This is a genomic window from Mesoflavibacter sp., from assembly GCF_964226795.1.
Classification (GTDB): Bacteria; Bacteroidota; Bacteroidia; order Flavobacteriales; family Flavobacteriaceae; genus Mesoflavibacter; species Mesoflavibacter zeaxanthinifaciens.
In genome coordinates this window covers 50,250-76,985 of record NZ_CAXQQP010000008.1, presented here as the reverse complement: position 1 = coordinate 76,985, position 26,736 = coordinate 50,250, and the positions used below count along the sequence as shown (strand labels likewise).

At 33.0% G+C, this 26,736-nt stretch carries 21 protein-coding genes; 1 reads left to right on the top strand and 20 read right to left on the bottom strand.

The window, feature by feature from the left end:
* Nucleotides 1-38 precede the first annotated feature (38 nt).
* The 9 genes from bglX to ACEQT4_RS07225 form a co-directional block, all read right to left on the bottom strand.
* On the bottom strand, nt 39-2,381 hold the full coding sequence (gene bglX, locus ACEQT4_RS07265) for a beta-glucosidase BglX (RefSeq protein WP_370226766.1): 2,343 nt from the start codon (nt 2,379-2,381) through the stop codon (nt 39-41).
* Between the two features lie 3 nt (nt 2,382-2,384).
* Nucleotides 2,385-3,170 (bottom strand): prolyl oligopeptidase family serine peptidase, encoded by a 786-nt coding sequence (locus ACEQT4_RS07260; protein WP_370226765.1) that lies wholly within the window; start codon nt 3,168-3,170, stop codon nt 2,385-2,387.
* A gap of 11 nt (nt 3,171-3,181) precedes the next feature.
* Nucleotides 3,182-4,534, bottom strand: a complete 1,353-nt coding sequence (locus ACEQT4_RS07255) for a glucoamylase family protein (RefSeq protein ID WP_370226763.1) — start codon at nt 4,532-4,534, stop codon at nt 3,182-3,184.
* The gene (locus ACEQT4_RS07250) at nt 4,535-5,917 is read right to left on the bottom strand and encodes a glucoamylase family protein (RefSeq protein WP_370226762.1); all 1,383 of its coding nucleotides are present in this window, start codon (nt 5,915-5,917) and stop codon (nt 4,535-4,537) included.
* A 112-nt stretch (nt 5,918-6,029) separates the two neighbouring features.
* Complete coding sequence (locus tag ACEQT4_RS07245) at nt 6,030-7,763, bottom strand: LamG domain-containing protein (RefSeq protein ID WP_027879159.1); 1,734 nt, start codon at nt 7,761-7,763, stop codon at nt 6,030-6,032.
* A gap of 11 nt (nt 7,764-7,774) precedes the next feature.
* Entirely contained in the window at nt 7,775-9,307 is a 1,533-nt protein-coding gene (locus ACEQT4_RS07240; protein ID WP_027879158.1) for a RagB/SusD family nutrient uptake outer membrane protein, read from the bottom strand.
* 14 nt (nt 9,308-9,321) lie between these two features.
* On the bottom strand, nt 9,322-12,339 hold the full coding sequence (locus ACEQT4_RS07235) for a SusC/RagA family TonB-linked outer membrane protein (RefSeq protein ID WP_370226760.1): 3,018 nt from the start codon (nt 12,337-12,339) through the stop codon (nt 9,322-9,324).
* A gap of 222 nt (nt 12,340-12,561) precedes the next feature.
* A complete protein-coding gene (locus ACEQT4_RS07230) occupies nt 12,562-15,339 on the bottom strand; it encodes a LuxR C-terminal-related transcriptional regulator (RefSeq protein WP_370226759.1) in 2,778 nt (925 codons plus the stop codon).
* 9 nt (nt 15,340-15,348) lie between these two features.
* Entirely contained in the window at nt 15,349-16,314 is a 966-nt protein-coding gene (locus ACEQT4_RS07225) for an endonuclease/exonuclease/phosphatase family protein (protein WP_304141039.1), read from the bottom strand.
* A 79-nt stretch (nt 16,315-16,393) separates the two neighbouring features.
* Here ACEQT4_RS07225 and hflX point away from each other — a divergent pair, with 79 nt between their 5' ends.
* The gene (gene hflX, locus ACEQT4_RS07220) at nt 16,394-17,623 is read left to right on the top strand and encodes a GTPase HflX (RefSeq protein ID WP_370226758.1); all 1,230 of its coding nucleotides are present in this window, start codon (nt 16,394-16,396) and stop codon (nt 17,621-17,623) included.
* 165 nt (nt 17,624-17,788) lie between these two features.
* On the opposite strand, the gene ACEQT4_RS07215 is transcribed toward hflX, so the two are convergent.
* The 11 genes from ACEQT4_RS07215 to ACEQT4_RS07165 all read right to left on the bottom strand — a co-directional run bounded on the left by ACEQT4_RS07215 (nt 17,789) and on the right by ACEQT4_RS07165 (nt 26,729).
* Entirely contained in the window at nt 17,789-18,694 is a 906-nt protein-coding gene (locus tag ACEQT4_RS07215; RefSeq protein WP_027879153.1) for a DUF3078 domain-containing protein, read from the bottom strand.
* 123 nt (nt 18,695-18,817) lie between these two features.
* Nucleotides 18,818-19,321, bottom strand: coding sequence for a DUF2480 family protein (locus ACEQT4_RS07210; RefSeq protein WP_370226757.1), 504 nt, complete (start codon nt 19,319-19,321; stop codon nt 18,818-18,820).
* Nucleotides 19,322-19,332: 11 nt separating this feature from the next.
* Nucleotides 19,333-19,653, bottom strand: a complete 321-nt coding sequence (locus ACEQT4_RS07205) for a DUF59 domain-containing protein (protein WP_027879151.1) — start codon at nt 19,651-19,653, stop codon at nt 19,333-19,335.
* 34 nt (nt 19,654-19,687) lie between these two features.
* On the bottom strand, nt 19,688-20,113 hold the full coding sequence (locus ACEQT4_RS07200) for a SufE family protein (protein WP_027879150.1): 426 nt from the start codon (nt 20,111-20,113) through the stop codon (nt 19,688-19,690).
* Between the two features lie 79 nt (nt 20,114-20,192).
* Nucleotides 20,193-20,672 (bottom strand): hypothetical protein, encoded by a 480-nt coding sequence (locus ACEQT4_RS07195; protein ID WP_370226756.1) that lies wholly within the window; start codon nt 20,670-20,672, stop codon nt 20,193-20,195.
* Between the two features lie 84 nt (nt 20,673-20,756).
* On the bottom strand, nt 20,757-21,827 hold the full coding sequence (locus ACEQT4_RS07190) for a zinc metalloprotease (RefSeq protein WP_027879148.1): 1,071 nt from the start codon (nt 21,825-21,827) through the stop codon (nt 20,757-20,759).
* 165 nt (nt 21,828-21,992) lie between these two features.
* Complete coding sequence (locus ACEQT4_RS07185; RefSeq protein WP_370226980.1) at nt 21,993-23,207, bottom strand: aminotransferase class V-fold PLP-dependent enzyme; 1,215 nt, start codon at nt 23,205-23,207, stop codon at nt 21,993-21,995.
* A 93-nt stretch (nt 23,208-23,300) separates the two neighbouring features.
* Nucleotides 23,301-24,614, bottom strand: a complete 1,314-nt coding sequence (gene sufD / locus ACEQT4_RS07180; RefSeq protein ID WP_027879145.1) for a Fe-S cluster assembly protein SufD — start codon at nt 24,612-24,614, stop codon at nt 23,301-23,303.
* A 91-nt stretch (nt 24,615-24,705) separates the two neighbouring features.
* Nucleotides 24,706-25,458, bottom strand: a complete 753-nt coding sequence (gene sufC / locus ACEQT4_RS07175; protein WP_027879144.1) for a Fe-S cluster assembly ATPase SufC — start codon at nt 25,456-25,458, stop codon at nt 24,706-24,708.
* Between the two features lie 5 nt (nt 25,459-25,463).
* Nucleotides 25,464-25,850 (bottom strand): hypothetical protein, encoded by a 387-nt coding sequence (locus ACEQT4_RS07170; protein ID WP_370226754.1) that lies wholly within the window; start codon nt 25,848-25,850, stop codon nt 25,464-25,466.
* A 6-nt stretch (nt 25,851-25,856) separates the two neighbouring features.
* Nucleotides 25,857-26,729 carry an N-acyl homoserine lactonase family protein gene (locus ACEQT4_RS07165; RefSeq protein ID WP_370226753.1) on the bottom strand — a complete coding sequence of 291 codons (873 nt, stop codon included), beginning with the start codon at nt 26,727-26,729 and terminating at the stop codon, nt 25,857-25,859.
* Between the last annotated feature and the right edge of the window lie 7 nt (nt 26,730-26,736).

Sequence of the window (26,736 nt, the reverse complement as noted above, 5' to 3'; positions counted from 1 at the left end):
AACGTCTTATATTTTATGTGTGGCATAATAATTAGCTATTAATCTAAAAGTTTGAATGAATTTTTTAATGCAACATCAGAGCTTGTTCCGATAGCAACTTGGAATTCACCAGGTTCTGCAACAAAATCTAAATTAGAGTTGTAGAATTTTAAGTCTTCAACCGAAATTTCAAAAGTAACTGTTACAGTTTCACCCTTTTTAATGAATACTTTTTGGAAGCCTTTAAGTTCTTTTACAGGTCTTGTTACACTACCAACTAAGTCTCTTATGTATAATTGAGCTACTTCTTTTCCGTCGTAGTCACCAGTATTTGTAATATCTACTGAAACATTAATTGTATCGTTTTGAGACATCGATGTTTTATCTAGTTTAAGCTCGCCATATTCAAAAGTGGTGTAGCTTAACCCGAAACCAAACGGATATAAAGGCTCGTTACGAACATCTAAATAATTGGTTTTGAATTTTTCAAAATGACCTTCGTCGTTTCCTAATGGACGACCTGTATTTTTGTGATTATAGAATAACGGAACTTGACCAACATTTCTTGGGAATGTTGCCGTTAATTTTCCTGAAGGGTTAACATCACCAAACAACACATCTGAAATAGATAAACCAGCTTCGCTACCAGGAAACCAAACATTAAGGATTGCCGGAACGGTTTCACTCTCTTCAACTAACGTTAGAGGTCTACCTGTAAACAGTACTAAGACAACCGGTTTTCCTGTTTTTAATAAGGCTTGTAATAAATCTTTTTGTACTTGCGGAATACCTAAATCTGTACGACTACTGCTTTCGCCACTAAACTCAGCAGACTCACCAATAGTAGCTACAATAACATCAGATTTTTTAGCGATTGCTAAAGCCTCATCAAGCATTTGCTGATCTGTTCTTCCATCTCTTGGGATATCTTTACCAAACATTGTAACACGCTTTTCTAAGTCTAAGTCATAATCTACGTTACTTCCTTTGGCATATAACAAATTAACATTGTTACCAACGGTTTGTTGTAAACCGTCCCAAACCGAAATGGAACTTTGATGATCTGTAGATACAGACCAAGTACCAGCCATATTACTATTAGCTTTAGCTAACGGACCAATAACAGCAATAGTACCAGATTTTTTTAATGGTAAAAGCTGATTGTCGTTTTTTAATAATACTGAAGATTCTGCACCAACAAGACGTGCATAATCTCTATTTTCTTGTGTGTAGGTTTCATTTTTAGCACGTTCTTCGCTGCAATATTTGTAAGGATCGTCAAATAAACCTAATTGGTATTTTGCGGTTAACACACGTGCAACAGCAGTATTAATATCTTCTATAGAAATTCTACCTTGGTCTAATGCACCTTTTAAAGCATGGGTAAAAGAGGCTTTAATATTTGGCGAATCACCAGCCATATCCATATCTAATCCAGCTTTTAATGCTAGCGAGGTTACATCGTATTCATCACCCATTCCGTGTGCACGCATTTCGTAAATACCAGTATAATCAGACACTACAAAACCATCAAATCCCCAATCATCACGAAGTAAATCTGTTAATAACCATTTGTTTCCAGTTGCAGGAATACCATCAATTTCATTAAACGATGCCATTACAGAACCAACACCTTCGTCTACAGCAGCTTTGTAAGGCGCTAAATATTCGTTATACATTCGAATACGGCTCATATCTACCGTATTGTAATCTCTACCTGCTTCTGGCGCACCATATAAAGCAAAGTGTTTTACACAAGACATTAAGGTATTATTTGCAGCCATATCATCTTGCTGATAACCACGAACCATAGCGCGAGCAATAGCGCTACCTAAAAAAGGATCTTCACCATTTCCTTCGGAAACACGTCCCCAACGTGGATCGCGAGAAATGTCTACCATTGGCGAAAAGGTCCAGTTAATACCGTTTGCACTTGCTTCATTAGCTGCAATTTGTGCTGTTTTTTCAATCATGTCCATATCCCAAGAGGCAGATAAACCTAAAGGAATTGGGAATGTGGTTTTAAAACCGTGAATAACATCCATTCCGAAAATAAGCGGAATACCAAGTCGGCTTTTTTCAACTGCAATTTTCTGAACTTCATAAATATTTTTTGGATCCTTAATATTGAAAAGACCACCAATTTTTCCGTCTTCAATCTTTTTTACAACATCAGTACTTTTTGAAGCACCTGTTGTAATTGGACCTGTAGCAGGAAGGTTTAATTGACCAATTTTTTCATCTAAAGTCATTAACCCGATAATAGAATCTACTTTAGTTTGATAAGGGTTATCGCTTTTTGACGATATTGTTTTGTTGCTATTGGTATTACAAGATATAGCAGTTAGTAACCCAAAACCTATTGCTAGGGATTTTATGTTAGTAAGTTTAAGCGTTGTCATTATTTATTTTTTTGATTTAGAGAAAAGCCATGTTAATAATTCAGGTTCTGCAAAAGCAGGATCCCAACTGTTGTGATTTGCATCTGAGTATAAAGTAAAATTTGGTTTTCCGCCATTTTCTAGAATAGCATTAACCATTTTTATTGAACCTTTTGGGTCTACAACATCATCATTTGCACCATGAAACACCCATAAATCTACTTTTGTTGCGTAGTTTTTTGTTAGTTCGGCATTGCCATCACCGCAAATAGCGATAGCAGCAGCGAACATATCTGGTTGTCTTGATAGAATTTCGAATGTTCCCATTCCACCCATAGATAATCCGCCAACATAAACTTTGTCTGTATTTACATAGTCTTTGTTGGTAACGTCTTGCATTAAATCTATAACCAATTGCATTGGTTTTGTAGCTTCTTTATCTTTAGGAAACACTAATTTTCTTGGAAAAGATGACCGATCTACATCTGCATTAGACCAGTAACTATCTTTTGGACATTGCGGGAAAATTACTATTGCAGGAAATGCACCACGATTGGTTTTGTCTGCAAATAATTTACTTCCGTGTGCTAACTGTCTTTGGTTATCATTTCCACGTTCGCCAGCACCATGAAGAAATAATAAAACAGGATATTGTTTGTCTTCTGAAAAATTTTCAGGGTACATAATACGGTACTTAAGCGTGTCTTTGCCTTTAATATGAACCTTTTCTTTATAAAGATCTTTTTGTGCAAATGCTAGTGATGTAATTAGTAGCAGACAAAAAGTAATTTGTGTTTTAATGTGTTTCATTTTTAGTGAGTTTAATAGGTGAATCCTAGTGTGTCTAATCCGTTTTGTACGTCTTCGTTTTGCATAAATAAATTCCACAGTAAACCTGTACGGTAATTTTCTATCATGATGATTTGTGGACCTTGGTCTATTGCCAAGTAGCGCTCTATTACCCAATTATATTGCGGGCTAAATGCATCATAAAAACCAGCAGGTCCCATTAATTCATTTTCATAGAAATAATGCATTGCTGCTAAGGATTTTTCTGGTGTATATGGAATAGAGCTTATTGCTGCAGTTGGCGAAATCGTACCGTTATCATTTTCTGGTTCGTGAGCAGAATACCCTACAGAACCATCAGCATTACGTGTGTAACTTGCTGTTAGTCCCCAACAATCTGGACCATAGTCTGCAAAATTATTTGTATTACTAACACAATGCTGATAATTAATATTAGTGTGATTAACATTTAAATCCCAATAATTAGCATATTGATCGTTTAATCCAGTTGGATTAAGTCCTAAATACGAATAATGTGCCCAAAATAAAGGACCAGTACCAGTGCCAGCATGATCTAAAATTAATGGAATATTATATTGACTTGATGATGACACTATATTACCATTACTTGCCCAACCTTGATGGTACACATCTGCTGAAATTGGATAATCAGGCGATGCTGCACCAAGAATAAATGCTATTAATGTTTCGTTATAACCTTTTAATTCTAAGTTTATGGCGAACTCATCAGAAGGACTCCAATGCCATAATAATTTGTTTTGGTTGTTGGTGTACCAATCCCACTCGACACCTTTCCAAAGTGTATCAGCTTGATTGGCTAAAACTTGTTCTTCGGTAGTTCCGTTTTTAAAATATTCTTTCACACAAATTAAGCCTTGTACAAAAAAGGCTGTTTCAACAATATCTCCTCCATTATCTTGAGTGCTAAATGGTATTGTAGCGCCAGAAGCATCATCTATCCAATGTGACCAAGCTCCGTGAAAACGATCTGCATTTTGGAAGAAGTTTAGTATTTGTGTTAAACGCTGTACACCTTCAGTTTTAGAAATATAACCACGTTCTATGCCTACTATAATAGCCATAAGACCAAAACCGCTTCCTCCAGTTGTAATTACGTTTTGGCTGTCTGACGGATTGTTAGGATGGTAACGCTCTTTTGCTGCTCCAGAATTTGAGCCTGCAAAATCCCAAAAATACTTGAAGGTTTCTTGCTGTGTTAAATCCAGAATTTCTTCATCCGTTAAGGGTTCTATCATCACAGGATCGTCATCATTTGGGTTGTAAGGTTCTTGATAGCCAGGACCATCATCGTTACCACAACTTAGAAAAAACATAATTAAAACTAGTAAACTGAAATTTTTCATCTAATTTTTATTTTCGTGTTTAAAACCTAACTTTTTTAATCCTGTTTGTAAATCGCTATTTTTCATAAATAATTTCCAGAATAAACCTGTTCTGTGATTTTCTATCATTACCGGAATTGGACCTTGATCGATTGCTAAATATCTTGGTAAATACCAATTATGCTCAAAACTAAAAGCATCATAGGGACCATATTTTCCAATCAAACTATCATGATTTTTATAAAGATTTTTTAGCATTTGCATACTCTCTTTTGGTGTGTAAGGAAAAGAAGATAGTGCTGCTGTAGGTGATACAACACCAAGATCGTCTCCTGGTCTATGACCAGCGTAACCATTTACTGAATAGCTTGAGGTAAATCCCCAAATATCTTTACCGTATCCTTTATAGTTTTTTGGATTATCTATAGCGTACTTGTAATGTATTTTAGCGTGATTTTGAGTTAATTTCCAATAATCACCAAATTGATCTGTTAAGCCTTTAGGGTTTAAACCTAGATAAGAGTAATGTGCCCAAAATAGCGGACCTATTGGTGCGTCGCTATGTTCAAAATAGTCTAAAACTAATTCTTCATCATAATATGAATCTTTAGAAACGATAGCACCGTTTCTTGCCCAACCTTTTTCATAAACTTTTTTAGATATTGGATGTGTTGGTGATGCTGCCGCAAGCACATACATAATTAAGCACTCGTTATAACCACCAACAGGAAAATTCATATCCCAACCGTATTCTGGTGACCAATGCCAATACAATACGTCTTCGCCTCCTTTGGTGTACCAATTCCACTCAACATCTTTCCAAAGTTTATCTATTTTGGCTACTAATTCTTTTTCTTGTGTATTTCCGTCTTTATAATATTCTGAAACTGTAAGTAACCCTTGAATTAGAAAAGCTGTTTCTACCAAATCGCCACCATTGTCTTTTTTTCCAAATGGATAAACTTTACCGGTTTCACCATCTATCCAATGTGACCATGCACCGTGAAAACGGTCTGCGTTTTCAAGAAAATTAACGATTTTAGTATATCTTTTAAAAGCTTGTTCTCTTGTAATCCAACCGCGTTCTACACCAACTAAAATAGCCATAAGACCAAAGCCAGTTCCTCCGGTTGTTACTGTGTTTTTAGGTGAGCTTGAGTAATTTTCATCTAAATGAATACGCTCTCTTGCCATACCAGAATTAGGTTCGGCACCATCCCAGAAGTAATTGAATGTTTGATATTGAATAGTGTCTAATAGTTGATTTTCGGTTAATTCAACTTTAGTATTATTAGCTAAAGCTAACTCAGAGTTTTCTTTGTTTTTGGTATTGTTTTTACAGCTAAAAATTGATAATAGTATAGCTGTCAAAACAAAGATATTATTTTGAAGGTTTAATCTCATTAGAAAAAATTAAGATAAACTTTAGCTGCATTTACGCGATTATAAATACAGCTAAAGAGTGAAAAAATAGACTAATCTAAAATGTTAATGTTTGCTATTAATTAATCTACGGTTACAACATGGCTTGTATTTCAGCCTGAGTAAGTGCTTTTTTATAAATTTTTAAGTCATCCATTAAACTAGCGTCAGAATTATGACCCCAACCTGTAAACCTTGGAGCACCAGACATAATTGAAATAATATCACAACCAGTCCAATCTACACCTGCAAAAGCATTTTGACTAACAACTTGACCATCTATATAGACTACACATTCTGTACCTGAAATGGTAAAAGCCATTTGTTTCCATTGGTCAATAGTTGGGTCTACATCTGCAGCTGCACCACCATCAAACCATGAGTCTGATGAACCGCTACCTACATTTAATTTAAAACGTTGCATTCCACCAGCGTTTTCACGGAAGAATCTAAATCCTTTAGTACGATCATTTTGAGCATCAGGATTAGCAGTGTCTTCTGGACCTATTACTAATACGCCAGCTCTATCTGGTGTTGCATTAACTTTGTATCTAAATACAGCTGAAAACTCTTCATTTAATAAACCTTCTGTTGGGAAAGTTAAGTAAGAATCTGTAGCGCCTTGGTATGCGCTACTACCTTCAAAAGCATCAGATGAAAATCCTGGATTACCAACCTCTGTACAGTCTTGATCACTGAAGCTTTCTGTATAACTACCATTAAATGCTAGTTTAAAAACTTGATCGCTATTGGCAATTAATTCTGTAATATCATTCTGTGTTAAAGCGATATTGAATAATCTTAAGTCATCCATATAGCTTTGGTCAGCATTGTGTCCCCAACCTGTAAATCTAGGAGCACCAGACATTATAGATAATATATCACAACCTGTCCAATCTATTCCAGAAAAGCTATTTTGAGTTACAACTTGACCGTTGATGTATACAGTAGCTTGAGATTCTGAAATTGTAAAGGCTAAGTGAACCCATTCGTCTAAAGTTGGATCTACATCTGCAGCTGCACCACCATCAAACCATGCTTCTCCAGATCCTGTTCCGATATTTAATTTGAAACGTTGCATTCCTCCAGCATTTTCACGAAAAAGTCTAAAACCGCTAGTACGATTATTTTGCGCATCTGGGTTTGCTGAATCTGGAGGACCAATAACTAATACACCTGCACGATCTGGTGTAGCGTTAACTTTCATCCAGAAAGCAGCACTAAATTGGTTAGCTAGAAGACCATCTGTAGGGAATGTTAAATAAGAATCTGGTGCGCCAGCATATGCATTTGATCCAACTCTTGCTTCACCAGCAAAACTTGGAGCTCCAAATTCTTCTGCGTCTGTAACAGTTACAAGCTCTGTGTAACTACCATCAAAAGGCATATAAAATGTTTCGCCTTGATATTCTGGTGTATATGGTGGTTGTTTGCTAAAGTTGTTAGTTACACTTGTTGTGTTTCCTGCTATATCTGTAGCAGTAACAGTAATAAAGTGATCACCTGTGGTTATATTATCATAAACAAACTCTTCATTAAAAATTCTATAATCTAAGAATGAGTTGTATGAAGCTATAACATCTCCATCAAGTTCTACAACTACAGAAGTTAGTTCTATATCATCCTCAGCTTTAAACTCTATAGGAGTTGAAGTAACAAGATCTGCTACTTGAATTTGAAAACCATCAACAGGTTTTTCTATCGTAACAATAGGAGCACCAGCGTCAGGACCTGGATCTACTTGTGTTATTGGATCTATACCCTCGTAACATGACGCAGTAAGCGCTAAGGTTAAATAGGCTAAAATATATGTGCTTAGTTTTTTCATAATTTAGTGTTTTATTCAAGAGGTAATAAGTCTACTTGTGCTTGTGGATATGGTAAATACTCGTCGTCAGCAGTAAAAGTTCTTCCTTCGTAGCTTAACTCGTCATATCTATTTAATCTGATCATATCAAAGTATCTGATTCCCCATTCCATTGCTAATTCTGCAAATTTTTCGTCAATGACGTCGTCTGTAGTTACTCCAGATAGAGCAGGCATATTTACTCTTGCTCTAACGCTATTTACAGCTTCGTCTGCTGTCATTACTGTTCCTGTAGCACCTTGTGTTAATGCTTCTGCATACATTAATAAGATTTCTGCATATCTAATAGCAATTAGGTTTTTACTAGAACCGTAGCTGTTTCTTCCAGGTGTTAATTGAGTAGAAGGAAGGTAGTGTTTACCACTAGCAAACATAGCTCTTGGGTAGTCGTTAAAAATGTCTCCAGAAGGAGTTGTGTTAGATACATAGTTTGGAAGCGTTGCGTATGCTGGATCTTCCATGATTTCGTCAATACCTCTTGGTGTGAAGCATACACTAGTTACTAATCTAGTTTGATCACCTCTATCTAGCATAAATTTGATAAATTTTAAACTTGGCTCATAAAATCCCCAACCTCCAGATGCAGTTTCTACAACTGGTGTCCAGCTAGAAGGACCAAAAGGCGCAAAAAGGTGATTGTTAACATCTCCAGAATCGGTATTGTAATCTGAGAATTGTAATTCAAATAAGTTTTCGTTACAAAGTTTTCCTGGTTTTTTAAATAATTCGTAATAATCTGGGAATAAAGAGAATTTGTTTGAGCTAATAATTTCTTCTGTAGCTTCTGCAACTCCTTGGTAATCTTCCATTTCTAAATTAGCTAAAGCTTTTACTGCTAGTGCAGTATATTTTGTTACACCACCAGGTACATCTTCACGTTCGTTAGGTCTTGCATCTGGTAGGTAAGGTATAGCTTCATCCATTAGATCTGATACGTACTGCATAACTTCCATTTTTGAATCAATTCCGTTATCAATATCTATTTGAGGATCTGCAGGGTTTTGAATAATATAAATATTACCCCAAAGACGCGACATTTGTAAGTGTTGGAAACCACTAAGTACTTTAGTTTCTGCAACATATTGGTTTGCTAGGTCTACATATGAGCCAGTAGCTAAATCACCGTATCTTTGTATTATTTCGCCAGCATTAAGTACGTCTACAATATCTCCGTAGAAGTTTTTCCAAACTTGGTTATACATCCAGAATCCATTATCATAATTGTATAAATCTGTTTCTGCAAATAAAGGTTGATCACCAAGTCCACCAGCATTAACATCATCACCTCTAACACCAACTAATAATGGGTCTTCCCAACCTCTTGTATAAGTTGTAGAGTATGCACCAATTAATGGTAAAATCATATCACTAGATATAGTATAATCTAAATCGTCTGTGGCTACTTGACCTTCAATTTCTTCTAATTTGTCATTACAATTGAAGAAAGTAAACCCAACTGCTAACAATAAAGTTAGTTGTTTAAAGTTTTGTTTTAAATTTTTCATAAAGCTTTTCTTTTTTAAATTTTTACGTTAACTCCAACGGTGTACACTGCAGGTACAGGATATGTTTGTCTATCTACACCATTTGCTACTTCAGGATTAAACCCATTGTAATTAAAGAAAGTAAATGGTCTGTCTGCAGTAAAGTAAACTCTTGTTTCTGGCATATTATCGCCTAGTAATGTTCCTGATTTTATAGTATAAGCTAATTGAATGTTTTGGATACGGAAGTAAGCACCATCTTCTATGAAAAATGAACTTAATTTTTGGTTCCAAGCTCTTCTTCTTCCTGCTGCAGAAGGGTATGAGTTTGTTGTACCTTCTCCGTGCCATCTATTGATAGCAAAATCTGCATCCATATTAGTATCGTTTGTAAAAATTACTTCACCTCTTTTTCGATTTAGTATTTGGTTACCAGATTGACCTTGCATGTCTATTGATAAATCAAAGTTTTTGTAAGATACTTTTAGATTTGCACCATAATTGAATGTAGGTAGATAAGAGCCTATGTTTACTCTATCATTATCGTCTATAACACCATCATTATTTTGGTCTACGTATTTAAAGTCTCCTGGTACTAATCCATTATCTACAGCAACAGGATCATTAGCAACTTCTGTGTCGTTTTGGTATACTCCAGCAACTTCTAATCCGAAGAAGTAATTTACAGGTTCTCCTACCTCAATTCTTTGTCTAAATTCTGCACTACCAGTATCTATGTAACCACGACCGTTATCTAGTTTAGTAACTTCGTTATCTAAAGTTGCGATGTTACCACCGATTGAGAATTTCCAGTTATCATTGATAGTTTGATTCCAATTAGCAGCAAATTCAAAACCTTTGTTTCTCATTTCTCCAATATTATCTCTTACAAAGTTACCAGTAATCGGTACTTCTCTAGATGCTACTAAATCTTTAATGTCTCTTATGTAATAATCAGCTTCAAGACTTAATCTACTATTAAATAATCTAGCACTAATACCTATATTGGTTTCTTCCATAATCTCTCTTTTAAGATTTTGAAAAGTTGTACTACCAATTATACCATTAGTTTGTGTATCGTCTATTGCTGTAACGATTGTGTTTATTGTGTTTGTTCCTGAGCTTCCTGATAAAGAACCGTTAGATAATTGTCCCCATGTAGCTCTTAATTTTAAGAAGTTTATAAAATTACTATCGTTTAAGAATTTTTCCTTTGAAACTACCCAACCTAAACCAAATTGAGGAGTTGTTTTCCAAATTTCTCTTGGGAATCTTGAGTCTCCTTCACGTCTTACGGTTGCGTTAAATAAATATTTATCATCAAAACCGTATTCTAGTCTACCTAAATAAGACATGTAATAAAATCTGCTAGCACTTTCAAAAACTCTACCGTTAAAAGAATCTGGATCTGCAAAATTTAAATACCAAGAACTTTCAAAATCTACAGCGCTAATATCTTCTCCAGTTGCAGAGAAACTGTTAGAATGTAAATCTCTATATGATGTACCAGCTATTGCTTTTACAGAGTGTTTACCAAATGTATCAGAGTAAGTTAAAAGATTATCCCACATTTGGTTAGATGTTGTTAAATTAGCTCTTCTAATACTAGAAACTTGTCTTTGAGATTGACCAGATATGAAGTAAGGTAATCTTACATTTCTTTCTAATATTGTTGAATAATCATTGTAATAGGTTGTTTTAAACGATAATTTATCAGGAATAAGGTAATACTCTGCATAGATGCTTGTAAGTAGTTTTCTTATTCTTAATTGATTATCATTAAACGTCATAGCCGGAAATGGGTTTTGTGATCCTCTATAACCAAGTAAAGTAGCGTCTGAAAAAGGTATTGGGTCTGCAGCTGTGTTTGCATAATCATATTTTGGTAAAATAGGTACTGCAAAATAAGCTTGAAACCATGCTCCGTTTTCTGGATTATATTTAGTAGCATTACTAAACGCACTATTTACTCCTACTTTAAAACGATCTGATACGTCTATGTCTATATTACCTTGAATATTAAAACGTTCGTATTCGTTTTTCATGTCTAAGATACCTTCTTGGGCAAAATAACTTGTGTTTATACCGTAGTTAGAGTTTTCTCCACCACCTGTAATACCTAAACTATGGTTTGTAATTGGTGCATCTCTTAAAACTTCTCTGTACCAATCTGTGTTTACGTTAGGGATGTTAGGATTAACACGACTTCTACCAAAACGTTGTATAGCATTTTCTACATATTGTATATCTGCAGCAGATCCAGACTCATTAACCATAGTTACAAACTGTTCTGCGTTAGCCATTTTTAATACGTTTTGTGCATGTTGAATACCTGTATATCCATTATAGGTAATAACAGGTTTACTACCTTTTTTACCGCCTTTAGTTTTAATAATTATAACACCATTACTACCTCTTTGACCAAAGATTGCTGTAGAAGAAACGTCTTTTAAAACAGAAACAGATTCTATTTGGCTATTATCTAAAAAGTCAATGTTATCATACCAGTTTCCATCAACTACGTAAAGCGGATTTTGGCTACCGTTTAAAGTGTTAATACCACGAATTCTTACATTAGGAGAATCTCCTGGTGATCCTGCACTTGTAATTTGCACACCAGGTACTTTACCTTGTAAAGATTGCATTACGTTACTGTTAGGTGTTTTTTCAATAACCTCTGAGTCTACAGTTGTTATTGCTCCGGTTAAATCTGATTTTTTTTGTGAACCATATCCTATAATAACAACTTCTTCTAAGTCTGAAACTTGAGTTTCTAAAGCTATGTTTAAAGTGTTTTGGTTTGCAACAGTTATTTCTACTGTTTTAAAGCCTATGTAACTAAATTCTATTACATCACCTTGTTTGGCGCTAATTGTATAATTGCCGTCAAAGTCTGTACTTGTTCCTGTACTAGTGCCTTTAATTAGGACATTAGCACTAGGTATAGGCAATCCGTCTTCCATACTGGTTACAGTACCTGTAATAGTTCTGTCTTGTGCATATAAAGTAATGCCAAGAAGGAAGAAGAATAAAACGCTAATCTTTGTTCTCATTTACTTTTAGTTTTTAAATGTTAGTGAAGTAAAATTAACAGCTATTTAACTAAATCTTTTATTTGGAAATACATTTTGATTACGTCATGATTGTAAAAATGTTAAAAACACAGGTATGACGTACTGTTAAACTATTAAAAAATTAGCAAATACGCAACTAAAACGTTATAGTGACGTAGTTTTGACGTATGTTAAAAATGACTTATTTTGTTAAAAAAAGTACTAATTAAAACTGTGTAAATATTCGGTAAGAGAGTCTTCTTTATCTAGTTTTAGTTTTCTTTTAAGACGATATCTATGCGTTTCTACACCTCGTGTAGATATGTTCATTAGAGGTGCAATTTCTTTTGTGGTTAGATTCATTTTGATGTAGGCAGAAAGCTTTAAATCTTTAGGTGATAATTTTGGATGTTTTTCTTTTAACTGATTGAAAAACTTTTTGTGTACTTGGTTAAAATTATATTCAAATATTTCCCATTGATCTTTGTTACCAATGGTTTGATCTATTTTTTTCTGAATTCTTCTGTTAATTAATTTATTGCTAAACTGCCCTTCGTTAATTTGAAGATCTTTTTTTATTTCTAGTAAAGCTTCGTTCTTTTTAACTAGTGCAATTGCGGTATTTGCTAGTTGTTTGCTCTTTAATTGAATTTCGCTTTCTAAAGCTTCATTTTTAATTTCTACTAATTTGCGTTCGTTTTCTATGTTTTTTTCTCTTAATAAGTGCTGTTGTTCTTTTTTTAATTCAATTTCAAGTCTTCTTTGTTCTTTATACATTTTACGCTTGTGTAAAAAATAAAAAATAGCCGTAAGGATTAATGCTGCAATAAAGTATAGTATAAATCCAAGACTAGATTTATACCAAGGTGGAAGTACGTGTAATTTTAATGATTTTACATCAGATGTTTGTCCAGATTTATTAGTGGTTCTAAAAAGCACTCCAAAATCACCATTTTTTAGATTAGATAGTACCAGGTTTTCATTATCTACTTTTTCCCATTTATTTGGATCTGTAGTAAGGCTATATTCAAAACTATGGCTAGTTGAACCAGGTGATGATATAGTAATATTGATATTACCATTGTTGGGTATGTCTATAACTTTATTTTCTAAACTCACATAAGTATCATTAACTTTTATTTGCTCTATAGCTGGAGTTTTTGGTGATTGAGCAGAAAAGTTATGATTAGGATTAAACATTAAAAAACCATCGTTAAGATTTAATGTGTATGTTGAGTCGTTTAATTTTGATACGTTTTCATAACCTAAGATAATACGGTTGTCATAATAGTTTCTTGTTAAAATTTCTTTTACAGAATTATCTTCATCTAGTTTAATAATTCCGTTATTGTTTTTAAAAAATATACTGTTTGTTGATGCTTCTGAAATTACATCTGAGTTTTTGCCTATCTTTTCATTTAAAAAAGGATATGGTACTATGCTATCTAATAAGGGCTCGTATTTTTTCCAACCATTATTTGTCTTGAAACAAATGGTGTTTTTAAGTTTATAAACTCTTACGTTATAATCTGTTTCTAAACCTTTATGATTATAGTCTACAACTTTTGTTATTGAATCATGATTAGTATTAAAAACAACTTTACTTAATCCTTTATAAGCGTTTGCAGCCCATGCTTGTTGTTTGTTTTCAAATTCTAAAAATCGCGTAGGATTAGTCGTTTTACCTAAATGGTTAACTTGCCATTTATTATTTTCTTTTTTAAATTTAACTAAACCTCCATAGGTACCTTGGGTATATATGTCTGTATCTGGTATTTTTTTTAAAGTCCAACCACCAGTGAAGTTAGAGATAAGTTCAATTTTGTCTTTTGAAACCAGATATGTACCGTTATTGTGACCACAAAATAGTTGATCATCAATTATTTTTAAATCCCAAACTTGTCCTTGTGTACCTTCAATAAATTTAAGATTATGGTCTTGGTCTAGATAATAAAGACCAGTATTACTTCCTATATAGATGGTGTTATTAAAATTTATAACATCATAAACAGCTCCTAATTTACCCGTTACATCATTGTAATAAGAGATATTGTTTTTTAAGTTAATTTTAGAAAGACCATTGTCTAAACACAGCCAAATGTTTTCATTTTTTTCAATTAAAATGCTTAAAACAGTATTGTTAGCAAGTCCATTTTCTTTGTTTATATTATAAACAACTTCACCATTATGATTGGTTATATAAAGTCCATTTTTGATAGTTCCAAAAACTAAATATCCGTTATCAAGCTGTCCAAAACGATTAAGTTGATATTTTTTTAAAGTTTCGTTTATGGGTAAGTTTAATGGTTCTAACTTTTTATTTTTAATAATAAAACAACCTTTTAAATCTGTTGTAAGTAGCAATTGATTTTTATAGTTAGAAATAGATATTATTCTATCTCCTGCTATAATATCATCTTGAATGAAAGGAGTTAATTTTAATTGATTGTTAAGTATAAACACACCTTTGTTTAAAGTTGAAACATATAAAGTGTTATTAACTATACTGCAAGAAATAACTGTAGATGGTAAATTAATTTTAGTGATTTTATCATTTTCATAAACGTAAATATTTTGAAACGATCTAAAAACGATCTTATCGTTGTAATCTAATATCTGCCAAAACTCTTCACTTGTTGATTTAGTTTTATTTAGTAAATGCGATAATGAATGATAGATAATTTGACCTTTGTCATTGTAAGTCCAATATCCAAATTCTTCATAAGAACCAGTGTAAATCTTGTCTTTTACCGCTAAAACAGATCTTATAGTTGTTTTATTAGGTAACGATTTAATTTTCCAATTTAATCCATTATAAATTAAAAGTCCGTTGTTGTTAGCAACATAAATTTTACCGTCATCTCCTTTAGATATTCCCCAATTTTGGTTACTTGCATTATATTTTGAAAGTGAATAATTTTCAAAATATGGTGTAAATTGAGCGTTAGCAAAAGGACTTGCCAGAATACAAATAAAGACTAAAAGTGTTTTTAATTTCATTTTAAAAACTTATTTTTTATTTAAGATCAGATATACAGGAAAATGGTCGCTGTAACCGCCTTTATAATTTTTACCAACATAAGTTCGATAAGGACTACCTTTATACTTACCGTCATATTGTTTTAAAAAATCTGCATCATAAATATCTGCTTTTACGTAGCGTAGTGTTTTTGGCTTTCTTTCAAAAAAATTGTGTGTAATTATAATCTGATCAAATAAATTCCACTCAAAATTATGACTTGTTGTACCTCTATCAATAGATAGTAGAGTGTCCATCGGGTTAAACAAACCTATATTATCTACCAACTGTTTTATACTATTACTAAAAGGATCATCATTAAAATCTCCCATTACTACAATTTTAGGATTGTCATAATCTTCTTGTAGTCTTAAAATAATAGCTTGTACTTGTTCTGATGCTTTAATACGTTTAAATTCTGTAGCAACATCACCAGTTCTTCTTGATGGCCAATGGTTGACTATAAAATGTATTTTTTCACCAAAAAACAAACCAGATACTAATAAGATATCTCTTGTGTAGTCGGGTAATCCATCTTCATCGGTTAAAGTAAAGGTGAAAATTTCAGAATGTAAAACCTCAAACTTTTTACTATCGTAAATAAATGCTACGTCTATACCACGTTCATCTTGACTATCATAATGTACAAATTGATATGGATATTCTTTAAGATGTTTTGAAGCAATTAAATCCTTTAATACAGCATCATTTTCTACTTCTGCTAAACCAATAATTGCTGGATGACTGTTGGTTTCTTTTCTACCTATGTTAGAAATAGCATAACCAATTTTACGTAGCTTATTTTTATAACGTTTAACTGTCCAGCGCTTTTTAGAAGTAGGAATAAAATCATCATCACGAGTAAATTCGTCATCATAAATATCAAAAAGATTTTCGATATTATAAAAAGCAACAGTTTGTTTATTAGTTTTAGATTTAAATATATTAAACTTCAAAAGGATAGAATTTTAAAAGTCTAAAAATAGCAAATTTATTGTGGCTACAATTATGTAAATTTGCAATATAAATATTTATATGCTAGAGAAAAAAGACATAGAATTAGAAAGCGCCGTATTAATTGGTGTAGTAACAAGAGAACAAGACGAAGCACAATCTAAAGAATACTTAGATGAACTAGAGTTTTTAACCTATACAGCAGGCGGAGAAGTAAAAAAACGTTTTACCCAAAAAATGGAGATGCCTAATCCCAAAACATTTATTGGTACAGGTAAAATGGAAGAGGTAAAGCAGTTTATTGATGATAATGAAATTGGGACAGCCATTTTTGATGACGAGTTAAGCGCAGCGCAAGAACGCAATATTAGTAAGATTTTAGGTGTAAAAGTATTAGACCGTACTAACCTTATCTTAGATATTTTTGCACAACGTGCTCAAACCAGTTATGCACGTACGCAGGTAGAATTAGCACAATGCGAATACTTGTTACCAAGACTTAAAGGAATGTGGACACACCTTGAGCGTCAAAAAGGAGGTATTGGTATGCGTGGACCAGGTGAAACCGAGATTGAAACCGATAGACGTATTGTACGTGATAAAATAGCATTGTTAAAGGCAAAAATAAAGACTATTGATAAGCAAATGGCTGTGCAACGTGGTAACCGTGGTAAAATGGTGCGTGTAGCTTTAGTTGGTTATACAAACGTAGGTAAATCTACTTTGATGAACACCATTAGTAAATCTGAAGTCTTTGCAGAAAACAAACTATTTGCAACTTTAGATACTACGGTTAGAAAAGTTGTAATTCAGAATTTACCATTTTTATTAACCGATACTGTAGGTTTTATACGTAAGCTGCCAACACAATTGGTAGAAAGTTTTAAAAGTACGTTAGATGAAGTGCGTGAAGCAGATTTATTGCTTCATGTTGTAGATATTTCGCATCCAAATTTTGAAGAGCATATTGCTTCTGTAAATAAAATTTTAGGTGAAATAGATAGCGCAGACAAACCTACAATTATGGTGTTTAATAAGATTGATGCTTATAAGGCAGAACCGTTTGATGAAACCGATTTAACTGCTGAACGTACCACAGAACATTATAGTTTGGCTGAATGGAAAAGGACTTGGATGAATAGAGTAGGAGAAGACAATGCTTTATTTATCTCTGCGCTAAACAAGAAAAACTTAGAAGAATTTAAAAAGCGTGTATATAATGAAGTAAGAGAAATACACGTTACACGTTTTCCTTATAATCACTTCTTGTATCCGGATTACGATTATGAAAATTTAGGAGAAGAAGAGTAAAATAACTTGGGCGTTACCCACTTTTGTTTTTAATGACAAAAGTGCGTCGGGCTTTCGCTAGTCGCAATCAAAGATGTGCTCCAATAATAGCTCAATCCCTAACGCATAAAAAAAGTGCTTCCTTTTTGGGAAGCACTTTTTTTATATCTAAATCTAGAGTATTTATTATAGTTTATAGTTTAAACCAAATAACCAGTAAGATTGTAAATCATTATCTGCATTATCTAAACTTACACCTTGGTAAGCTGCTGCTTCTTGTTTGTTACTTCTTAAACCAAAGTCAAAACCAACACCTATGTTTTTCCATAATGTATACCCAAAACTGTTAATCCAAGTCCAGTTAGAATAGTCACCGCTTTTATAGCTAGCAAAACCAGAGAAGTTAGATTTAAAGTTTACTTTACCAATTTGTCTTGTATAGTCTGCTACAAACTTGGCTCCTAAAGAAGATTCAAAAACAGTACCTTCATCAGCAAAAACAAAGTTGTAGTTTAATGGATGTATTACAACTACTAAGTTTTCTATAGGTGTCCAAGTTGCACCAACACCAAGATCTAAATAACCTGGGTTATTAAAGTTGTTTAATAATGTTGTTCTGTATTCTCCTAATCCAGAAATTGCCCACTTATCACTTAATTTTCTACCATAAAGAGATGTGATATTAAAAACGTCTGTGTTTTCTCTAAACTTATCGCTGTCTGTAGGATCGTCTTTATCATCTAATTTTACCCAACCTAAATTCACATTTAAGTTATTACGCCAGAAAAATTTCTCTTCAATTAAATTTGCGTAACCATTTACAGTAAAACCAATATTACCAGAACTGTTGTTAGGTGCTGCTTGAGCATACCAATTGTTAAATTCAGAGATACTTCCTCCAATGGTACCAAAAGCACCAACTCTCCAACCTGGTAACGCATCTATTTGAGCTTGTATAGCATTTGCTTCTGCTTGAAACTTATCAGCTTGTGCTTGTTTTTCAGCTTTTTCAGCTTTTAATTCTTCTTTTGTTTGAGCATTTACGGAAACGATTCCTAAAAATATAGCCCCAATAAGTAATACTTTTTTCATTTCTAATTATTTTTAGTTTTTAATAAAACGGATGCAAAGGTAAGTTTTACTTTTGATTTATGTGAAATTACCAAAACAACTTAACGGTCTGTTATTCAGTAATTTAAATAATCAATAAAGTTGTTAACGCTTAAATAATGGCACAGAAGAACATGCTTCTCCATACATAATTGATTTGGCGTGTTTTTTTAGTTTAGAAGTAAGCATAGTGTAAGCGTTTATAGGGACTGGCTTGTTGCTACAGCCTTTAACGATTACTGGTTTATCTTGGTAAATTGTAGTGTCTATCTGGTCAATTTTATCTTGGTAAATTGAGGTTTCTAAATCCTCTAAATTTCCAATATGGCACTTTTCGACAAAAGGCTCTAAATTAACGACCAACAACATAAATGCCCAATCAGGTATGATGGCATCTGTACTACAAGTTATTGCCACGTACTGGTTTTTGTGTTGAGACCAGTCATATGCTTTTACTTGTTCTCTAAAATCTTTTTCTCTAAGGACTAATCCTTCATAAAGCCAATCTTTAATGTCAAAAACTACACGTTTACCAGATGGATAATAATCTTCTAGATCTATTACTTGCAGCTTGCTATTGGCTACGCGGTTTATAATTTCGTCTGCCATTTTGATTGCTTTTATAGCATTCCTAATTCTAGTTTTGCTTCTTCACTCATTAAGTCTTGTGACCATGGTGGATCAAAAGTAATTTCTACTTCAGCGTCTTTAATATCGTTAAGAGATTTTACTTTTTCTTCTACTTCAAGAGGTAAAGTTTCTGCAACTGGACAGTTTGGTGTTGTTAAGGTCATTAGGATTTTTACTTCGTAATCTTCGTTTACTAATACATCGTAAATTAATCCTAGTTCGTAAATATCTACTGGTATTTCTGGATCGTAAATGGTTTTTAAAACCTTTACTATTTTTTCTCCTAATTCGGCTGTATCTATTGTGCTCATTTTCTTTTTCTTTTGTTATTCCGCGAAAGCGAAATTATTTTAATTGTGTTTGATAAGCAATTGCGTACATCTTTAATTGCTTAATCATGCTAACTAATCCGTTTGCTCTTGTAGGAGATAGGTGTTCTTTTAATCCAATTTTATCAATAAAATCGGTATCTGCTTCGATAATATCTTTTGGGTGTTGGTTTGAGAACACACGAATTAAAATAGCAATAATCCCTTTGGTAATTATAGCGTCGCTATCTGCAGTAAAGGCTACTTTATCTTCATCCATTTGAGCATGTACCCAAACTTTGCTTTGACAACCTTTAATTATATGATCGTCGGTTTTGTATTGCTCGTCAATTAATGGTAAGGTTTTACCAAGATCTATCATGTATTGGTAACGCTCTTCCCAATCTTCAAACATTGAAAATTCGTCTATGATGTCTTCTTGAATTTCTTTTATACTAGGCATAAGTCGTTTCTGTCTTTTTCAGTTACAAAATTAATGAATATTCTTCTATTGTAAGCCTTGACTTGTCGTTAAACCAGTCTTAATTTTTTGGCACTAAGTTTAAAAGATAGTTAACTACTTCTGCAATTTGTTTTGGAGGATTACCCGCATCAAAAGATTGAGAACCGTATGTTTTTTCTCCAATAAAAATTTTTAAGTTAGCAATTGCAGCACCATCATATTGATGTGCTTTACTTGGAGCTTCAAATTCATTAATTTTTGTAATGTCAAAATTACTAGCTAAGTTGGTTAAAGTTTCCCAATTCTTAGTTGTGCAATCTTTTGTTTCTTCTTTAGACGTGCGAGATAATTGATATGTAATTTTATCTTTATTAGCTTTTATCATTAAATAACCGCCTCTTGTAACCGCAGTATATTCAAATGACGTAACGTCTAATTGTGTTGTTTTAGCGTTTTTTGATATTTCTGTGTTACTTTTAGCTAAGTCAGATTGTATATTTTTAGAAGCATTACATGCGTTTAAAAACAAGGTTAAAAAAATAAGAATATAGGTTTTCATCTTTATTGAAATTTATTATTTACTATAATAATACAAAAAAGACGCCAAATATGGCGTCTTTTAGAATTTTATGACTTTAATGGATTAGTTTCCTACTAAAGCAGATCTTGATCCGCCAGCTTGGAAGATAGCTCTCATTCTTTCTTTTTGACCTTGAGAGAACATATACATACACTCATCATTTACATAATCCATGTAATTCATAGTCATATCATTAGAACGACAATTAACAGTTGGATAAGAAGGACAACCATAATTTGGTCCATCTGATGATGGAGTGTCTGCAACAAAATCGTCTTGCTTACATCTTCCGTCTCCCCAAATATGACGTAAGTTTAAATAGTGTCCAACTTCATGAGTTAATGTTCTTCCTTGGTTGTAAGGTGCTGACGATCCTCCTGGTAAACTAGAGTATAATACTACAACTCCATCTGTTGCAGATGGTCCACCTGGGAATTGTGCATATCCTAAAATACCACCGCTAATGTTACATACCCAAATATTTAAGTGAGTAGAAGGTGTTACTGGTGGGTAAGCAGCTTTTACAGCATCATTAGTACTCCAAGCAGATGTAGAGTTTGAGTGTCTAAATGTACCAGCTAATGTAAAGTTGATTTCAGTGTCAGCTACTAAATTAGCAAATTCTGAAGGGACTTGGTTAACATCGTTATTTGAAGCTCTAAAATCATCATTTAACACAGCGATTTGAGCATTAATTTGTTGATCACTAACATTTTGAGCAGAATTACTGTAAACTACATGTACGTAAACAGGAATATTTACCACGCCTAAATTGTCGGAAGTGTCTCCACCACCGCCGCCAGATCCTCCAGATCCGCCGCCATTTCCATTTCCGTTACCTGCACCATCAGGTTTTTTTGAAGCAATAAAACTTCTAGTATTGTATTCTATGTCATACATTTTTTTATCTAAACCAGGATTTTCGTTTAATAGACGGTTTAGGTTTACCATCGAGTAGCAAACGGCTTTTCCTTGTGCTGCTCTTGCAGTTTCATCATTATCTGCATCTGTATACAAATAAAAATCTGACATGTCTACTTTAGCTTGTTCTTCGTTTAATGATTCACTTTGATTGTCGTTACAAGACATAAACAGCAGTGCTACACTAGCTATTCCTAAAAATAATTTTTTCATTTTGCTATATTTAATCAGTTTATGTTGGTCAATATATGGTATAAATCATAAATTATTAAATATTTTTCAAACAAAATCTTAATTATTAGACAAAATGACAATTTTATTCAATAAAAAAGCACCTCTTTTATGAAGTGCTTTAAAAAAAATATATGTAAATCATGTTTAACTTAACATCATCTTTGCTTTTTTTACAGCAGTAACTAAAGCGTCTATTTCTTCTTTAGTATTATAGAATGCAAACGAAGCTCTTACTGTACCTGGTATTTTATAAAAATCCATTATTGGTTGCGTACAATGATGACCAGTACGAACAGCAATCCCCATTTTATCTAATAATGTACCAACATCATAAGGATGTATACCATCTAAGTTAAATGATATTACAGATGTTTTGTTTTTAGAAGTTCCGTAGATTTTTAGACCTTCAATTTCTAAAAGTTTTTTAGTACCGTACTCTAAAAGGTCATGCTCGTAATTAGCAATGTTATCAAAGCCAATAGCATTCATGTAATCTATTGCGGCTCCAAAAGCAATGCCTCCACAAATATTTGGTGTTCCTGCTTCGAATTTATGAGGTAAACCTGCGTAAGTTGTTTTTTCAAAAGTAACTTGGTCAATCATTTCTCCACCACCTTGATAAGGCGGAAGTTTTTTTAACCATTCTTCTTTACCATAAAGCATACCAACGCCTGTTGGTCCACACATTTTGTGAGCAGAGGTTACATAAAAATCTACATCTAATGCTTGTACATCTGGTTTTATATGTGGACAAGCTTGCGCACCATCTATTAAAACAGCAGCGCCAACTTGATGTGCTTTTTCAATAATTGCTTCAATAGGATTAATGGTGCCTAATGCGTTAGATATATGATTAACAAAGACTAATTTAGTATTTTCAGAAAGTAAATTAACATAGGCATTCATGTCTAATTCGCCTTCTTTAGTCATAGGGATTACTTTAAGTGTAGCTCCTGTTTTTTCGCAAAGCATTTGCCAAGGAACAATGTTGCTATGATGTTCTAATGCAGAGACTATAAGTTCATCTTTTTCATTTAAAAGTGAAGTAAAGCCATTAGCAACTAAGTTAATGCTGTGTGTTGTTCCTGAAGTTAAAATAACTTCATAAGTATGTTTAGCATTAAAATGATTTTGAATAGTCTTACGTGCAGCTTCGTACTTATCTGTGGCTTCTTGACTTAGTGTGTGTACACCGCGATGTATATTAGCGTTATAATTAGAATAATAATCTACTATTACATCTATAACTTGTTGTGGTGTTTGCGACGTTGCAGCATTATCAAAATACACTAAAGGTTTACCATTTACTTGTCTATTAAGTATAGGGAAATCTTTTCGTATGTCTTCAACATTAATCATAGCTGTTTTGTTTAGCCCCGATAGTAGCGACATCCTTTTTTGAGGTACGAAAAAAAGATATAGCGAATAGCGGGATTAGCTTCTAATAATTTTTTATAGATCAAATCCTATATTGACGCCTAATTTAAGTGCAATAAGTTTAGTAATGCGTTGTTTAAGTTCTGGTATTTTTACCGAACTTAATACGTTGTTACTAAATGCAAACATTAATAATCCTCTTGCTTCTTTTTCTGGGATACCTCTAGATTTTAAATAGAATAAAGCACTTTCGTCTAACTGACCAATTGTACAACCGTGAGAGCATTTTACATCGTCTGCAAAAATTTCTAGTTGAGGTTTGGTGTTAATTGTAGCTTTATCGCTAACTAAAATATTGTTGTTAGATTGAAAAGCATTTGTTTTTTGTGCTTCTTTTTCAACAACTACTTTACCATTAAATACGCCGGTTGCGTTATCGTCAAAAATACCTTTGTAATCTTGGTGACTTTCGCAATTTGGTTCTATATGATGTACTAATGTGTTATGATCTACATGTTGTTTTTCACCAATAATTGTTACTCCTTTTAATGTAGAATCTATACGCTCTCCGTTTTGATAATAATTAAGGTTATTTCTGGTTAATTTACCACCAAAACTAAAGGTATGAACAGAAGCAAAACTTTCTTGCTTTTGCTCTACAAAAGTGTTGTCTATTAAAGAGGCATTTAGATTATCATTTTGAATTTTATAATAATCAACAATTGCGCGTTTGTTGGCAAATATTTCTGTAACACTATTGGTTAATACAGGATTGTCTGTAAGACTTTGATGACGTTCTATAATTTGTACATGACTATTCTCGTCAACTACAATTAAGTTACGAGGTTGAAGCATAAGTGCAGACTCGTTACCTGTAGAAAAATGTACAATTTGAATAGGTTTGTTAACTACTTTGTTTTTTGGGACGTGAATAAACGCGCCTTCTTGAGAAAATGCTGTGTTTAAAGATGATAAGCCATCTTTTTCTGCTACTTTGTTAAAGTAATTTTCTATAACCAATTGGTATTTTGGTTTTGTTAATGCAGCAGACATTAAACAAACATCTAGACCTTCGTGTGTAGTTTGAGATAAATGAGATGAGTATTTACCGTCGATAAAAACAATCTTGTAAGTATCTATATCGTGAATAAAATATTGTTTTATATCACTATATTCTATAGCGTTTTCTTGTTTAGGGAATACGCTATAGTCATGTTTTAATATACTGTTTAAAGATGTGTACTTCCAAGCTTCATCTTTTTTTGTAGGAAAGCCTTTATCTTCGAAAAGTTTTATAGCTTCTGTACGAATATCATGTATTTTAGTATCAACGTCTACATGGTCTTCAAAAGCCATGAAAGATGAAACTAATTTTTCTTTTAAACTCATTTGTTAAGTTTTCAGTATTCAGTCTTCAACGCATTTTAAATGCTGCTTAAAGCTGTATTATTCTACATAATTTTAATTTGCTAGAAAGTGCTTATGCACCAACTTCTTCTTTAATCCAATCGTAACCTTTTTCTTCTAGCTCGTGTGCTAATTCTTTAGTTCCAGATTTAACAATACGTCCATTTAATAGCACGTGTACATAATCTGGTACGATGTAATCTAATAAGCGTTGGTAGTGCGTAATTACTACAACAGCGTTATCTTTGTTTTTTAATTTATTTACACCGTTTGCAACAATACGTAAAGCGTCAATATCTAAACCAGAATCAGTTTCGTCAAGAATAGCTAATTTTGGTTCTAACATTGCCATTTGGAAAATTTCGTTACGCTTTTTTTCTCCTCCAGAAAACCCTTCGTTTAAAGAACGAGATAAGAATTTACGATCTATTTCTAGTAATTCTGATTTTTCACGAATTAGCTTTAACATCTCGTTAGCTGGCATATCTTCTAGCCCTTTTGCTTTTCTAGATTCGTTTATAGCAGTTTTCATAAAGTTGGTTACCGAAACTCCAGGAATTTCTACTGGATATTGAAACGATAAAAATACACCTTTATGTGCGCGCTCTTCTGCTGCAAGCTCGTTAATGTTTTCTCCTTCTAAAAAGATATCTCCATCCTCAACTTCGTAATCTTCTTTACCAGCAATTACAGAAGCTAATGTACTTTTACCAGAACCGTTTGGTCCCATAATGGCGTGTACTTCACCTGGTTTTACTTCTAGGTTAATACCTTTTAATATAGATTTGTCTTCTACGCTTGCGTGTAAGTTATTTATCTTTAACATACTGTTTATTTTCCTAATTTAATAACGTCGTTTTTATTCGGGTCTAGTGCTTTAACACTATGTATTTTTTCTATTTTTAGTTTGTATGGCCAGCCTTCTTCATTTTTATCTTTTGGGATAATTTGTGCCTCTACATCTGCTATAACCATATCTGTTGCTTCTTTTTTGTAAGGCTCTGCTTCTTTATTTAAAGCTTCAGATTTTTCATCTAAAATAACACCGTAAATATCATTTTTTACTTGAAAAACTGCTGCGTCTGCATAGTATACAAACTCTCCAACTAATCTTTTGGTTTCAACTTTTTTATCTGTTGAAGTGGTTTCGGTATTTTTCTTTTCGTCTTTACAACCAAAAGCTAATATGATAGTACAAATAAGAATTATTTTTTTCATTTTTTACTATTTAATTGGTTCTGGTGCTGGATTTAAACTGTTATAATCTTTTGTTGAATGTTGTATAATAACACGTGCTCCTTTTTCTTTTGCAAATGTTTCAAAAACTTCCATTGATGCTAAAGTTTGATCAACATCATGATTAAAGATTGGTACTCTAGAGTTTTTTCTGCTTTCTTCCATGTGATACATGTCTCCTGTAAGCATTAATGGTCCTTCTTGTTCTAAATCTATAAATAAAGACTGATGACCTGGTGTATGACCTGGAGTTGATACTATTACAACTCTTCCGTCACCAAAAACATCATAATTACCATTTATTTTCTTTAAAGCTTTTAAATTTTTTATCGCGTTAAAGTTGTCTGGACTTTGTTTTTTTTGTTCTTCGCTAGTTACAAAGTTATACTCGTTTTCTTGAACGATCCAAATGGCGTTTGGTAATTTAGATGCAGATCCAGAATGGTCAAAATGTGTATGCGATAGGGCAATATATTTTACATCATCTGTTGATAAGCCTATTGACTTTAGTTGTTCTTCAATTCCTGTTTTTCTACTTACAGTAAAAGCGCCTTCTGGAGTTGTAAATGGTTCTTTCCCTATTAAATCTTCAGATAATCCTGCGTCCCATAATAAGTTACCGTCTGGATGCTGAATTAAATAAAATGCATCTGCAAAGGTTTTTGATTGTCCTTTATAAGCATCATCTTGAGAAAAAATTTCAAGCATGTTAACTTGAACAGTACCACCATCAAGCATAAACATTTTGATAGGCTCTTTTTTAACCTCTGTTTCTGTTTGCTCTACAACAGATTCTTTTTTGTCTTTTTTACAAGCAACAACTAAAGAAAGGGTAATAAGAAGAATGATTAGTTTTTTCATAGTTAAA

What these genes read in the sequence shown, in the direction of transcription:
- ACEQT4_RS07165 (WP_370226753.1), bottom strand. Translation starts at nt 26,729, where the DNA reads ATGAAAAAACTAATCATTCTTCTTATTACCCTTTCTTTAGTTGTTGCT.
- ACEQT4_RS07260 (WP_370226765.1), bottom strand. Translation starts at nt 3,170, where the DNA reads ATGAAACACATTAAAACACAAATTACTTTTTGTCTGCTACTAATTACA.
- ACEQT4_RS07215 (WP_027879153.1), bottom strand. Translation starts at nt 18,694, where the DNA reads ATGAAAAAAGTATTACTTATTGGGGCTATATTTTTAGGAATCGTTTCC.
- ACEQT4_RS07200 (WP_027879150.1), bottom strand. Translation starts at nt 20,113, where the DNA reads ATGCCTAGTATAAAAGAAATTCAAGAAGACATCATAGACGAATTTTCA.
- ACEQT4_RS07185 (WP_370226980.1), bottom strand. Translation starts at nt 23,207, where the DNA reads ATGATTAATGTTGAAGACATACGAAAAGATTTCCCTATACTTAATAGA.
- ACEQT4_RS07190 (WP_027879148.1), bottom strand. Translation starts at nt 21,827, where the DNA reads ATGAAAAAATTATTTTTAGGAATAGCTAGTGTAGCACTGCTGTTTATG.
- ACEQT4_RS07230 (WP_370226759.1), bottom strand. Translation starts at nt 15,339, where the DNA reads ATGAAATTAAAAACACTTTTAGTCTTTATTTGTATTCTGGCAAGTCCT.
- ACEQT4_RS07205 (WP_027879151.1), bottom strand. Translation starts at nt 19,653, where the DNA reads ATGAGCACAATAGATACAGCCGAATTAGGAGAAAAAATAGTAAAGGTT.
- ACEQT4_RS07235 (WP_370226760.1), bottom strand. Translation starts at nt 12,339, where the DNA reads ATGAGAACAAAGATTAGCGTTTTATTCTTCTTCCTTCTTGGCATTACT.
- ACEQT4_RS07250 (WP_370226762.1), bottom strand. Translation starts at nt 5,917, where the DNA reads ATGAGATTAAACCTTCAAAATAATATCTTTGTTTTGACAGCTATACTA.
- ACEQT4_RS07245 (WP_027879159.1), bottom strand. Translation starts at nt 7,763, where the DNA reads ATGAAAAAACTAAGCACATATATTTTAGCCTATTTAACCTTAGCGCTT.
- ACEQT4_RS07195 (WP_370226756.1), bottom strand. Translation starts at nt 20,672, where the DNA reads ATGAAAACCTATATTCTTATTTTTTTAACCTTGTTTTTAAACGCATGT.
- bglX (WP_370226766.1), bottom strand. Translation starts at nt 2,381, where the DNA reads ATGACAACGCTTAAACTTACTAACATAAAATCCCTAGCAATAGGTTTT.
- ACEQT4_RS07240 (WP_027879158.1), bottom strand. Translation starts at nt 9,307, where the DNA reads ATGAAAAATTTAAAACAAAACTTTAAACAACTAACTTTATTGTTAGCA.
- ACEQT4_RS07170 (WP_370226754.1), bottom strand. Translation starts at nt 25,850, where the DNA reads ATGAAAAAAATAATTCTTATTTGTACTATCATATTAGCTTTTGGTTGT.
- ACEQT4_RS07255 (WP_370226763.1), bottom strand. Translation starts at nt 4,534, where the DNA reads ATGAAAAATTTCAGTTTACTAGTTTTAATTATGTTTTTTCTAAGTTGT.
- sufC (WP_027879144.1), bottom strand. Translation starts at nt 25,458, where the DNA reads ATGTTAAAGATAAATAACTTACACGCAAGCGTAGAAGACAAATCTATA.
- sufD (WP_027879145.1), bottom strand. Translation starts at nt 24,614, where the DNA reads ATGAGTTTAAAAGAAAAATTAGTTTCATCTTTCATGGCTTTTGAAGAC.
- hflX (WP_370226758.1), top strand. Translation starts at nt 16,394, where the DNA reads ATGCTAGAGAAAAAAGACATAGAATTAGAAAGCGCCGTATTAATTGGT.
- ACEQT4_RS07210 (WP_370226757.1), bottom strand. Translation starts at nt 19,321, where the DNA reads ATGGCAGACGAAATTATAAACCGCGTAGCCAATAGCAAGCTGCAAGTA.